Raw genomic sequence first — 12,583 nt, 5'->3', positions numbered from 1 at the left:
CCGAGCCGGGGGCCGTCCACGAACCGGGGCCGGCTCAGAAGATGGGCCCGCCCAGGAACGGGTCGAGGGCCACGCCCACGAACACAAAGGTGATGTACGCGATCGAGCCGTGGAACACGTACATGGCCTGCTTGAGCGTGGGGCGCCCGTCGCGCGCGAGGCCGTGCAGCTTGTGGCAGTGGTAGGTGAACCACGCGCCCGAGAGCAGCGCGATGATGCCGTACACCCAGCCGGCGCCGCCCACGGGGATCAGCAGCAGTGAGCAGATCACGGTGGCCCACGCGTAGAGCACTACCTGGGCACCCACGGTGCGAGCGGTGTCCACGGCGCCCAGCATGGGCACCCCGGCGCGGGAGTAGTCCTCCGCGTACTTCATGGACAGCGGCCAGTAGTGCGGCGGGGTCCACAGGAAGATGAAGGCGAACAGCACGAACGCGGGCCACTCCAGTGTGCCCCGCACCGCGGCCCAGCCGATGAGCACGGGCATGCAGCCGGCGATGCCGCCCCACACGATGTTCTGCGCCGTGCGCCGCTTGAGGATGATGGAGTAGAAGACGGCGTAGAGCGCGATGGCCACCACGCCAAGCACACCGCACAGCACGCTCACCCCCAGGGTGAGCCAGGCGACCGCCACGGCGGACAGCGCCCACGCGAAGACCAGGGCCTCGCGGTCGCCCACCTCGCCCGTGACGAGCGGCCGCTTGGCCGTGCGGCGCATGAGCCGGTCCTCGTTGCGGTCGATGTAGCAGTTGAAGGCGCCAGCCGCGCCCGCGGCGAGCGTGCCGCCGATGAGCGTGTTGAGCACGAGCCAGAAGTTCGGCACACCCTGCTGGGCGAAGAACATGGTGGGGACGGTGGCCACGAGCAGCAGCTCGATGATCCTGGGCTTGGTCAGCGCCACGTACGCCTTGAGCTTGCGGCGCGCGGTCATGGGCCCCTCGAACCCCACCGGGGCGACCTCGCCGATCCGTGCGCCGGTCGCGCCGTGTCCGTGCGACCCGTTGCCGTGTGACGCCGGGGTTCCCGAGGACTCGGGGTGCGTCGCGGTGTCGAGGTGATTCACGGAATCCTTGCTCCAAAGAACGTGGTGGCCCGCGCGGGCGGGAGACTGCGGGATGCTCGCGTGCCGTGCACGCACCGACACCCGGTCACCAGTATAGCGGCCGACCGCTCCCCGGGGCCGTGACGGACCGCACCCCGCGGGGTGGGCGCTGCGGCACGAGCCGTCCCTGACGTTCACGCCCCGGCCGGACTAAGGTTGGGGGCGGAACCTGCGTTCCGCAACGCCCCGACCGGGCCCACGGCCGGGACCGTTGCGGCGCGCTCCGCACACGCCCACAGGAAAGGGGCTCGCCACCGTGCCGAACCTTGATGAACCGTTGAACTGGACCGAGCAGGACGCCCGCGCCGTGGACACCGCGCGCGTGCTCGCCGCGGACGCCGTGCAGAAGGTGGGCAACGGCCACCCCGGCACCGCCATGTCCCTGGCCCCCGTGGCCTACCTGCTGTTCCAGAAGATCATGCGGCACGATCCCTCGGACGACCGCTGGACCGGGCGCGACCGCTTCATCCTCTCCCCCGGGCACACCTCCCTCACGCTGTACCTGCAGCTGTTCTTCGCGGGCTACGGGCTGGAGATGTCCGACCTCGGGTCCCTGCGCACGTGGGGCTCCAAGGTCCCGGGCCATCCCGAGTACCGCCACACCACCGGTGTGGAGATCACGACGGGCCCACTGGGTCAGGGCCTCGCGTCCTCCGTGGGCTTCGCCTACGCCCAGCGCTACACGCGCGGTCTCTTCGACGCCGACGCCGCCCAGGGCACCTCCCCGTTCGACCACCACGTGTTCGTGATCGCCTCCGACGGCGACCTCGAGGAGGGCATCACCTCCGAGGCCTCCTCGCTCGCGGGCACCCAGGAGCTCGGCAACCTGGTGGTAATCTACGACGACAACAAGATCTCCATCGAGGACGACACCAACGTGGCGTTCAACGAGGACGTCCTGGCCCGCTACGAGGCGTACGGCTGGGACACCGCGCGGGTGGACTGGCGCAACGGCGGCGAGTACACCGAGGACGTCGAGGCGCTGTACGACGCGATCGTCGCGGCAACCAAGGTCACGGACAAGCCCTCGATCATCGCCCTGAGCACCATCATCGGCTGGCCCGCCCCCACCAAGCAGAACACCGGTGGCGTGCACGGCTCTGCCCTCGGCGCGGACGAGGTCGCTGCGACCAAGAAGATCCTGGGCTTCGACCCCGAGAAGTCCTTCCAGATCGAGCCCGAGATCATGTCCCACGTGCGCGAGGTCGCCCAGCGCGGCAAGGCCGAGCGCGCCGAGTGGGAGAAGTCCTTCGAGCAGTGGCGCGGCGCCCACCCGGAGAAGGCGGCCCTGTACGACCGGATCAAGAACCAGCAGCTGCCCGACGACTACAAGGCGGCGTTCCCGGTGTTCCCGGCGGGCACGGACATGGCCACGCGCAAGGCCTCCGGCAAGGTGATCAACGCGATCGCGGAGACCTTCCCGGAGCTGTGGGGCGGTTCTGCGGACCTGGCCGGCTCCAACAACACCACGATCGACGCGGCGTCCTCCTTCATCCCTGAGAAGCGCTCCACCACCACGTGGAGCGGCAACCCGTACGGCCGCGTGCTGCACTTCGGCATCCGCGAGCACGCGGCGGCGGCGATCGTCAACGGCATCGTGATGAGCAGCCAGACCCGCGCATTCTCCGGCACGTTCCTGATCTTCTCCGACTACCAGCGCCCGGCCGTGCGCCTGGGTGCGCTCATGAAGGTCCCGGCCATCTACGTGTGGACCCACGACTCCATCGGCCTCGGGGAGGACGGCCCCACGCACCAGCCCGTGGAGCAGCTCTCCTCGCTGCGCGCGATCCCGGGCCTCGACGTCGTGCGCCCGGCGGACGCGAACGAGACCTCCGTGGCGTGGCGCACCATCCTGGAGAGCCACGAGCACCCGGCGGGCATCGCCCTGACCCGCCAGGACCTGCCCACGCTCGCCCGCGAGGACCTGCACCCGGACGCCGAGGGCGAGGCCTTCGCCTCCGCCGAGGGCGTGGCCCGCGGCGGCTACGTGCTCGCCGACACCGAGGGCACCCCGGACGTGGTCCTCATCGGCACCGGCTCCGAGGTGCACCTGGCGCTGCAGGCACGTGAGCAGCTCCGGGCCCAGGGCGTGGCGGCGCGGGTCGTGTCCATGCCGTGCCGCGAGTGGTTCGACGCGCAGGACCGGGAATACCGCGACTCCGTGATCCCTTCCACCGTGCGGGCCCGCGTCACGGTGGAGGCCGGGATCCGGATGTCCTGGAACGACCTCCTCGGGGACTTCGGACGTGCCGTGTCCCTCGAGCACTTCGGCGAGTCCGCGGACTACAAGACGCTCTACCGCGAGTTCGGCATCACCGCCGAGGCCGTGGCGCAGGCGGCGCAAGAGTCCATCGCCGCCGCGCGCTGAGGCCCCTCGGCACCACCCGGTCGTCGCGGGTGCCCGTGCACCCGCGACGACCCCCACAACTTCCCATGCGACCGGAGGACACAGACATGACGACACCCACCCAGAAGCTCTCGGACGCCGGGGTCTCCATCTGGCTCGACGACCTGTCCCGCCAGCGGCTCACGAGCGGCAACCTGCAGAAGCTCATCGACACCGAGAACGTGGTCGGCGTGACCACCAACCCCACGATCTTCGCGGCCGCCCTGGCAGACGGCGAGTCCTACCGCGAGCAGGTCGCGGAGCTGGCCGCCGCGGACACCTCGGTGGACGACGCCGTCTTCCGCATCACCACGGACGACGTCCGGGACGCGTGCGACCTCTTCGCGCCCATCGCCGAGGCCACGCAGGGCGTGGACGGGCGCGTGTCCATCGAGGTGGACCCCCGGCTCGCCCAGGACGCCGATGCGACCTCCGCGATGGCCCAGAAGCTCTCGCAGACCATCGACCGCCCGAACGCGCTGATCAAGATCCCCGCCACGGAGAAGGGCCTGCCCTCCATCGCGGCCACGGTCGCCGAGGGCATCTCGGTCAACGTCACGCTGATCTTCTCGCTCGAGCGCTACCGCGGCGTGATCAACGCCTACATGGAGGGCCTCGAGCGCGCCCTGGAGAACGGCAAGGACCTGTCGACTATCCACTCGGTGGCCTCCTTCTTCGTCTCCCGCGTGGACACGGAGATCGACAAGCGCCTGGACGCCGTCGGCTCCTCCGAGGCCACCGCGCTCAAGGGCAAGGCGGGTCTCGCCAACGCACGCCTGGCCTACCAGGTCTACGAGCAGTCCCTCGACACCGAGCGCTGGAAGCGCCTGGCGGCCGCCGGCGCCAACCCCCAGCGCCCCCTGTGGGCGTCCACGGGCGTGAAGGACCCCTCCCTGCCGGACACGCTGTACGTGACCGAGCTGGTGGCTCCCAACACCGTGAACACCATGCCGGAGAAGACCCTCGACGCCACGTTCGACCACGCGGAGGTCACCGGGGACACCGTCACCGGGACCTACGAGCAGTCCGCGGAGGTCCTCGACGCGATCGCCGAGCAGGGCGTGTCCTACCAGGAGGTCGTGGCGCAGCTCGAGACCGAGGGGCTGCAGAAGTTCGATGCCTCCTGGGAGGAGCTGCTGAGCACCGTGCGCGCCGCGCTCGACGCCGCCCGCTGATCCGGCCGCGGCGCGTCGGGTCCACCGGCGAGCCGCACGCCGCCCGGCGGTCCGCAGGTGCGGACCGCCCCGCGTGCCGGGGCCACCGGCCCCGGCACGCCGCCCCACCGCCCACATCCCCGTTGGAGGAGGCTCCCCGTGAGCTCACTGTCACTGCAGGCATCAGGTTCCGCGCGCGAGGCGATCGACACCCACGTGCCGCGTCTCGTCGCCGACTCGTTCGCGTCCCGGCTCTTCGACCAGGACCCCTCCCTGTGGGGACCGGCCGCCGAGGAGGAGGCGGCCGTGCGCCTGGGCTGGACCGATGCCGCCGCCGTGTCCCGTCCGCTGGTCCCGGAGATCATGGAGCTGCGCGACGACTTCGCCCGTGAGGGTGTCACCCGCTTCGTGCTCGCGGGCATGGGCGGCTCCTCCCTGGCCCCCGAGGTGATCACCCGCAGCGCGGGCGTCGAGCTGTTCGTGCTGGACTCCACGGACCCGGAGATGGTGTCCCAGGCGCTGACCGACCTGGAGCACACGGCCCTGGTGGTCTCCTCCAAGTCCGGCTCCACCGTGGAGACGGACTCCGCCCGCCGAGTGTTCCTGGAGGCGTTCGAGCGCGCCGGGATCGACGCCCCCTCGCGCATCGTGGTGGTGACCGACCCGGGCTCCCCCATGGACTCCGCCTCCCGCGAGGCCGGCTACCGCAAGACGTTCAACGCGGATCCGAACGTGGGCGGCCGGTTCTCCGCCCTCACCGCGTTCGGGCTCGTCCCCTCCGGTCTGGCCGGCGTGGACATCGCGGCGCTGCTCGACGACGCTGAGGAGGCCGCGGAGATGCTGCGCGGGGACGACGAGGACAACATCGGCCTGCAGCTGGGCGCGGCCCTGGGCGGCACCCAGCCGCTGCGCGACAAGATCGTGCTCGTGAACCAGGGGGCGCCCTTCACGGGCTTCGCCGACTGGGCCGAGCAGCTGATCGCCGAGTCCACGGGCAAGTCCGGCACGGGGGTGCTCCCGGTGGTCGTCTCCGACGACGCTCCCGAGCTGACCTCGCACGCGGAGGACGTACTGGTGGTCTCCCTCGTGGACGAGGAGGAGGTCCCCTCCGACGACGCCGAGGGCGTACGCGTGGCAGGGTCGCTCAGCGGTCTGATGCTCGCGTTCGAGGTGGCGATCGCGGTGGCCGGGCGGCTGCTCGGCATCGACCCCTACAACCAGCCCGACGTCGAGTCCGCCAAGGCGGCCACGCGCGAGCTGCTCGCGCAGAAGCCCGAGCCCTCCCCCGCCGCCGCGACGGACGGCGCGATCGAGATCCGCGGCGACGACGCCCTGCTGAACGGTGCCACCACCGTCGAGGAGGCGCTCACCGCGCTGCTCGCCCAGCTGCCGGAGGACGGCTACCTGAGCGTCCAGGCCTACTTCGACCGCCTGCGCTGGAGCTCCCTGGAATCCGTGCGGGACACCCTCGCGCGGCGCACCGGGCGCCCCGTCACGTTCGGCTGGGGCCCCCGGTTCCTGCACTCCACGGGGCAGTACCACAAGGGTGGCCCCGCGCAGGGCGTCTACCTGCAGATCACGGCCGCCACGAGCACGGACGTGGACATCCCGGGCATCCCGTTCACGTTCGGCGAGCTCATCGCCGCTCAGGCCGACGGCGACGCCGCGGTGCTGGGTGAGCACCACCGTCCCGTCCTGCGGCTGCGCCTCACGGACCGCGCCGCCGGTGTCGAGCAGCTGCTGCGGGTGGCGTCCGAGCTCTGAGACCCGCCCCCACCACCCATCCGCAACCGGACAGGAAGTCCCGTGCCTGAGACCACCAACCCCCTGCGCGACCCGCGCGATCGGCGCCTGACACGCGTGGCCGCGCCGTCGGCCCTCGTGCTCTTCGGCGTGACCGGCGACCTCGCCAAGAAGAAGCTGCTGCCCGCGATGTACGACCTCGCGAACCGCAGCCTGCTGCCGCCGGCGTTCTCGCTGGTCGGCTTCGGGCGGCGGGACTGGGACGACGCCCAGTTCGCGGAGTACGTCAAGGAGCACGTGACCGAGCACGCGCGCACCCCCTACAACGAGGACCTGTGGAACCAGTTCGCCTCGGGGTTGCGCTTCGTGCACGGCGAGTTCGACGACGACGACGCCTACGACCGGCTCGCGCAGACCCTCGATGAGCTGGACCGGGACCGGGGCACGCGCGGAAACCACGCGTTCTACCTCTCGATCCCACCCAAGGCGTTCGAGACCGTGTGCCAGCAGCTCGCGGACCACGACCTCGCGGACGGCGACGACTGCGCGGGCTGGCGCCGCGTGGTGATCGAGAAGCCTTTCGGGCACGACCTCGAGTCCGCGCGCGAGCTCAACGCGATCGTGGAGCGCGTGTTCCGCGCGGACAGCGTGTTCCGCGTCGACCACTACCTGGGCAAGGAGACGGTGCAGAACATCCTGGCGCTGCGCTTCGCCAACCAGATGTTCGAGCCGCTGTGGGACACCCGCTACGTGGACCACGTGCAGATCACCATGGCCGAGGAGATCGGGATCGGCTCCCGCGCCGGGTACTACGACGGCGTGGGTGCCGCCCGGGACGTGATCCAGAACCACCTGCTGCAGCTGCTCGCGCTGACTGCCATGGAGGAGCCCGCCTCGTTCTCTGCGCGCAACCTGCGCCGGGAGAAGGCCAAGGTGCTGGAGTCGGTGGTCCTGCCCGAGGACCTCGGTCAGCACTCCGCACTGGGGCAGTACACCTCCGGGCTGCAGGGCGGGGAGTTCGTGAAGGGCTTCCACGAGGAGACGGACATCCCCGCGGACTCCCGCACCGAGACCTTCGCGGCCCTGCGCGTGGACATCAACAACCGGCGCTGGTCCGGCGTGCCGTTCTACCTGCGGGCCGGCAAGCGGCTGGGCCGGCGGGTCACGGAGATCGCCGTGGCGTTCCGCAAGTCCCCCAACCTGCTCTTCCGGGACACCGACCACGACGAGTTCGGGCAGAACGCCATCGTGATCCGGATTCAGCCGGACGAGGGCGTCACCATCCGCTTCGGCTCCAAGGTCCCCGGCACCCAGTCGGAGATCCGCGACGTGACCATGGACTTCGGCTACGGCCACGCGTTCACGGAGTCCAGCCCGGAGGCCTACGAGAGGCTCATCTTCGACGTCCTGCTCGGAGAGCCCCCGCTGTTCCCGGACCACTCGGAGGTGGAGCTGTCCTGGAAGATCCTGGACCCGTTCGAGCAGTACTGGTCGGAGCACCGGATCACGCCCGAACCCTACGCACCGGGTTCGTGGGGTCCCGCATCCGCCCACGAACTGATGGCCCGTGACGGACGCGTCTGGAGGCGACCGTGATAGTCGACATGGAGAACACCACCGCGGCGAGCATCGAGAAGAAGCTCAACGAGCTGCGGGACGAGAACGGCGTGGTCACGCTGGGGAGGGTGCTCACCCTGGTGATCCTCGCCCAGGCGGGCCACTCCGAGATGGCGGTCGAGGCCGCCAACTACGCGAGCCACGAGCACCCGTGCCGGATCATCGTCCACGTGGCGCACCCGGGCTCCGAGGAGACCCGCCTGGACGCGCAGCTGCGCATGGGCGGGGACGCGGGCGCCTCCGAGGTGATTCTGCTGCACGGCTACGGTGAGCTCGCCGAGCCCACCGAGACCCTCGTCTCCGCGCTGCTGCTGCCGGATGCACCGATCGTGGCGTGGTGGCCGCACGACTTCCCGCAGAACCCGAGCGCGAGCTCGATCGGGCGCATCGCCCACCGCCGCATCACGGACTCCTCCCGCGCGGACGAGCCGTTCGAGTCCCTGGCCCAGCTCTCCCGGCAGTACACGCCGGGCGACACCGACCTCGCCTGGACGCGGATCACCAACTGGCGCGTACAGCTGGCGGCGGTGCTGGACCAGGTGGGCCCGGTGACCGTGCGCGAGATCGTGCTGGAGGGCGTCGCCGTGGCCCCGTCCATGGTGCTGCTCGGCGTGTGGCTGTCGACCCGGCTGGGCGCGCCGGCCACGATCGTGGGCGATCCCGCCCGCCGCGCCCTGGACCGCGTGGCGCTGATCACCGACGACGGCGCCGTCGAGCTCGACCGCCCCGGACGCAGCGTGGCCGTGCTGACCCAGCCCGGCCAGCCCGAGCAGCAGATCGCGATGCCCGTGCGGGACCTCAATGCGTGCCTGGCCGAGGAGCTGCGGCGCCTGGACGCGGACGAGGTCTATGGAGAGGTGATCACCCGGGGACTGGGCAGTGCCCGCATCACCACCCGCTCCGCGGAGGAACCGGGGACCGCCGTCACGCTCGGCAAGGCCATGGAGGTGGCCGACGACACCGGCGAGTCGGCCGAGGTGGTCGGGGAGTCCACCGAGGCCCCGGACGGGGGCACGGCATGAGCGCTCGGCCCGAACCCCGGCTCGTGCCCCACGCGGACGAGGACCTGCTCGCTGCGGAGACGGCCCGGCGGGCGCTCGAGGTGCTCGAGGCGGCCCAGGACGAGCGTGGTGAGGCCACGGTCGTGCTCACCGGCGGGAGCATGGGAACACGGGTGATCCGTGAGATCGCCCACCACCAGGACGCACCGCTGGTCGACTGGTCGCGGGTCAACGTGTGGTGGTCGGACGAGCGCTTCCTGCCCGGAACGGACCCGGAGCGCAACGGCGTGCAGGCGGCAGACGCGTGGAACCCCGCCCTGGAGCTCACGTGGGACCGGGTGCACCCGGTGGCCGGCGCGGACGAGATCGCCACCGCCGACGCCGCGGCCGCCGACTACCGCGAGGAGCTCGCGGCCGCTGCCGCTTCCGAGGGTGCCGACGGCGCCCTGCCGCACATCGACCTGCTGCTGCTGAGTCTCGGACCCGACACCCACGTCGCCTCCCTGTTCCCCGGGCGGGACGAGGTGCGGCGCACGGATGAACCGGTGTTCGCGGTGTTCGACTCCCCCAAGCCGCCGCCGACCCGCGTGAGCATGTCCCTGCCCGCGCTGAACTCCGCAGAACGGGTGTGGCTCCTGGTGGCCGGCGCCGCCAAGGCGGACGCGCTGGCCGCCGTCCGCCAGCCGGGCGTCTCCCCCGTGGAGGCCCCCGGAAGCGCCGTGCGCGGAGTCGCGGAGACGCTGTGGCTCGTCACGGAGGACACGCTGCCCGCCGTTCCACGGGATCCGCGACCCGGCAGCGAGTGAGCCCCGCCCCGTGAGCGCGGGTGCCCCAATTGAACGAAGAGACCCGGACCGCTGAGGTCCGGGTCTCTTCGTTCATGCTCTGTTCGCGCTTGCTCTTGCCTTGTTTGCGCGGGGGTGGCCGGTCCTGGGGGCGCCGCTGCCCGTGGTCGTTCCGGCCACGCCGGGCTCAGGCCACGGGAGGGTTGAACCTCATCATGAGGCCGTAGCACAGGATGGACAGGGCCCACACGATGGCCAGCACCGTGGTGATGCGCACCACGTTCTTCTGAGCGGCCCCGGAGGTGTTCAGCGACTGCGTCATGCCGCCGCCGAACATGTCCGACAGGCCACCGCCCTTGCCCTTGTTGAGCAGGACGAACATGATGCACAGGATGCTGGTGAGCACGATGACCACCTGCAGCGCGATCTGGAGGATCTCCACGAATAGCCTCACTTCGGGGTGTCTGGGACGGCCGTGTCACGCCACGGCCGCAGGTCGGGCTCCGGGGGCGGGCACGGAGTGCACCGCACCGGGCCCTGAGCCGGGATTCGCGCACCACTCTACCGCGCGTGCGCCCCGGCCCGGTCCGCCACGGGTCCGGAAGGTGTGCTGCACCCCCCGGACCCCGGGGGTGGAGCCGTGCTCAGCCGGTGACGAGGTGCTGCTCGAAGCGGGCGATCTTGGCGAACTCCTCGGCGTCGAGGCTGGCCCCGCCCACCAGGGCGCCGTCCACGTCCGCGCCCGAGAGGATGGATGCCACGTTGGAGGACTTCACCGAGCCGCCGTACAGGATGCGCGTGGCGGCCGCGAAGTCCCCGCTGTACAGCGAGGTGAGCTCGTCACGGATGGCGTGGCACATCTCCTGGGCGTCCTCCGGCCCGGCCACCTCCCCGGTGCCGATGGCCCACACGGGCTCGTAGGCCACCACGAGACCCTGCAGCTCGCCCTCGGAGAGCTCCGCGAGGCTTCCCCGCAGCTGGTTCAGGGTGTACTCCACGTGGCGCCCGGCCTGGCGCTCGTCCAGGCCCTCGCCCACGCACAGCACGGGCGTGAGGCCGTGGCGCAGCGCCGCACGGATCTTGTCGCGGCACACTTCGTCCGTCTCGTCGTGGATGGCGCGCCGCTCCGAGTGCCCCACGAGCGCGTAGGTGCACCCCAGCTTGGCCAGGAACTGGCCGGAGACGTCACCGGTGTACGCGCCGGAGTCCTGGTCCGAGAGGTCCTGCGCGCCGTAGCGGATGGACAGACCGTCCCCCTCCACGAGCGACTGCACCGAGCGCAGGTCCGTGAACGGCGGGAACACGGCCACCTCCACGCGGGAGAAGTCGTGCTTGGCGTCCTTGAGGGTCCACGCGAGCTTCTGCAGCAGGGCGATGCCCTGCGTGTGGTCCATGTTCATCTTCCAGTTGCCCGCGATCAGGGGCGTGCGGTCGAACGCACCGTTGGTCTGGGTGGTCATGCTCGTTCTCCTTCGCTCGGAGGGTGGGTCGGGGGTTCAGGCGCCCAGCGCGACGACGCCGGGCAGCTCCTTGCCCTCGATGAACTCGAGGGACGCTCCGCCACCGGTGGAGATGTGGCCGAACTGGGAGTCCTGGTACCCCAGGTTGCGCACCGCGGAGGCGGAGTCGCCGCCGCCGATCACGCTCATGGCGTCCGAGGTGGCGAGGGCCTCCGCGACGGCCTTGGTGCCGCCGGCGAACGCCGCCATCTCGAACACGCCCACCGGACCGTTCCAGAACACCGTGCGCGCCCGGGAGATGGCGTCGGCGAAGATCTTCGCGGACTCGGGGCCGATGTCCAGGCCCAGCCCGGAGTCGCCGATCGTCCCGCCCTCGATGTCGTCCACGGGGCGCACCTCGTGCTCGGCGTCCTCCGCGAACCGGGAGGCGTAGACGACGTCGACCGGCAGCACGATCTCGGTGCCGGCGCTCTCGGCGCGGTCCAGGTAGCCCTTGACCGTCTCGATCTGGTCCTGCTCCAGCAGCGACGAGCCCACGGCGTGGCCCTGGGCAGCGAGGAAGGTGAAGACCATGCCGCCGCCGATCAGCAGCTGGTCCGCCTTGCCGATGAGGTTCTCGATCACGGCCAGCTTGTCGGAGACCTTGGACCCGCCCATGACCACCACGAACGGGCGCTCGGGGTCGGTGATGACCTTGTTGAGCACGTCCACCTCGGTCTTCACGAGATCCCCCAGGTAGCCGGGCAGCACGTGGGCGATGTCGTACACCGAGGCGTGCTTGCGGTGCACGGCGCCGAAGGCGTCGTCCACGTACGCGCCGTCCTCCCCCGTGAGGGCGGCGAGCTCGCGCGCGAAGGCCTCCCGCTCGGCGTCGTCCTTGGAGGTCTCGCGCGGGTCGTAGCGCACGTTCTCGAGCACGAGGACCTGCCCGTCCTGCAGTGCATCGGCCTTGGCCCGGGCGTCCTCGCCCACGACGTCGGTGGCCACGACCACGGGCGCCTCGGAGAGCTCCGCCAGCCGGTCGGCGGCAGGCTTGATGGAGTACTTGGGGTCCACGGTGCCCTTGGGGCGGCCGAGGTGGGCCATGACGATGACGCGCGCTCCGGCGCGGGCGAGCTTCTCGAGCACCGGCAGCGAGGCCCGCACGCGACCGTCGTCGGTCACGGTGGAGCCGTCCAGCGGCACGTTGAGGTCCGAGCGCACGAGCACGCGGCGTCCCGCGACGCCCTCCGCAATGAGATCGTCCAGTGACTTGGCCATGTCTGTCATCCCTTCCCTGTGGTGAACACGTACCGATGACAATGGCGCCGACGCCCTGGGGCACCGGCGCCACTG

The 12,583-nt window shown here is 71.0% G+C and carries 10 protein-coding genes; 6 read left to right on the top strand and 4 right to left on the bottom strand.

Annotated features, from left to right (window positions below):
* Positions 1-34: 34 nt before the first annotated feature.
* Complete coding sequence (locus tag DNL27_RS06670) at positions 35-931, bottom strand: heme o synthase (protein WP_050738109.1); 897 nt, start codon at positions 929-931, stop codon at positions 35-37.
* Between the two features lie 427 nt (positions 932-1,358).
* Here DNL27_RS06670 and tkt point away from each other — a divergent pair, with 427 nt between their 5' ends.
* The 6 genes from tkt to pgl all read left to right on the top strand — a co-directional run bounded on the left by tkt (position 1,359) and on the right by pgl (position 9,809).
* A complete protein-coding gene (gene tkt / locus DNL27_RS06665) occupies positions 1,359-3,470 on the top strand; it encodes a transketolase (RefSeq protein WP_112235072.1) in 2,112 nt (703 codons plus the stop codon).
* A gap of 86 nt (positions 3,471-3,556) precedes the next feature.
* Positions 3,557-4,663 carry a transaldolase gene (gene tal / locus DNL27_RS06660; RefSeq protein ID WP_012398286.1) on the top strand — a complete coding sequence of 369 codons (1,107 nt, stop codon included), beginning with the start codon at positions 3,557-3,559 and terminating at the stop codon, positions 4,661-4,663.
* A 138-nt stretch (positions 4,664-4,801) separates the two neighbouring features.
* Positions 4,802-6,406 carry a glucose-6-phosphate isomerase gene (locus DNL27_RS06655; protein WP_112235071.1) on the top strand — a complete coding sequence of 535 codons (1,605 nt, stop codon included), beginning with the start codon at positions 4,802-4,804 and terminating at the stop codon, positions 6,404-6,406.
* A 42-nt stretch (positions 6,407-6,448) separates the two neighbouring features.
* A complete protein-coding gene (gene zwf / locus DNL27_RS06650) occupies positions 6,449-7,981 on the top strand; it encodes a glucose-6-phosphate dehydrogenase (RefSeq protein ID WP_204360282.1) in 1,533 nt (510 codons plus the stop codon).
* Positions 7,978-9,024: a glucose-6-phosphate dehydrogenase assembly protein OpcA gene (locus DNL27_RS06645; RefSeq protein ID WP_081431592.1), complete on the top strand. Its 1,047-nt coding sequence runs from the start codon at positions 7,978-7,980 to the stop codon at positions 9,022-9,024. Before zwf ends, DNL27_RS06645 begins: the two co-directional genes overlap by 4 nt.
* A complete protein-coding gene (pgl, locus tag DNL27_RS06640) occupies positions 9,021-9,809 on the top strand; it encodes a 6-phosphogluconolactonase (RefSeq protein WP_112235069.1) in 789 nt (262 codons plus the stop codon). The genes DNL27_RS06645 and pgl overlap by 4 nt, the downstream gene beginning before the upstream one ends.
* A gap of 166 nt (positions 9,810-9,975) precedes the next feature.
* Here the strand turns inward: pgl and secG are convergent, their stop codons facing one another.
* The 3 genes from secG to pgk form a co-directional block, all read right to left on the bottom strand.
* Positions 9,976-10,230: a preprotein translocase subunit SecG gene (gene secG / locus DNL27_RS06635; RefSeq protein ID WP_041297353.1), complete on the bottom strand. Its 255-nt coding sequence runs from the start codon at positions 10,228-10,230 to the stop codon at positions 9,976-9,978.
* A 202-nt stretch (positions 10,231-10,432) separates the two neighbouring features.
* Complete coding sequence (gene tpiA / locus DNL27_RS06630) at positions 10,433-11,248, bottom strand: triose-phosphate isomerase (protein ID WP_112235068.1); 816 nt, start codon at positions 11,246-11,248, stop codon at positions 10,433-10,435.
* Positions 11,249-11,284: 36 nt separating this feature from the next.
* Positions 11,285-12,508: a phosphoglycerate kinase gene (pgk, locus tag DNL27_RS06625; protein ID WP_112235067.1), complete on the bottom strand. Its 1,224-nt coding sequence runs from the start codon at positions 12,506-12,508 to the stop codon at positions 11,285-11,287.
* Positions 12,509-12,583: the final 75 nt, after the last annotated feature.

It is taken from the genome of Kocuria sp. BT304, from assembly GCF_003290245.1.
Lineage (GTDB): Bacteria > Actinomycetota > Actinomycetes > Actinomycetales > Micrococcaceae > Kocuria > Kocuria rhizophila_A.
The sequence above is the reverse complement of the archived record's forward strand: the minus strand, read 5'-3'. Positions and strand labels throughout refer to the sequence as shown.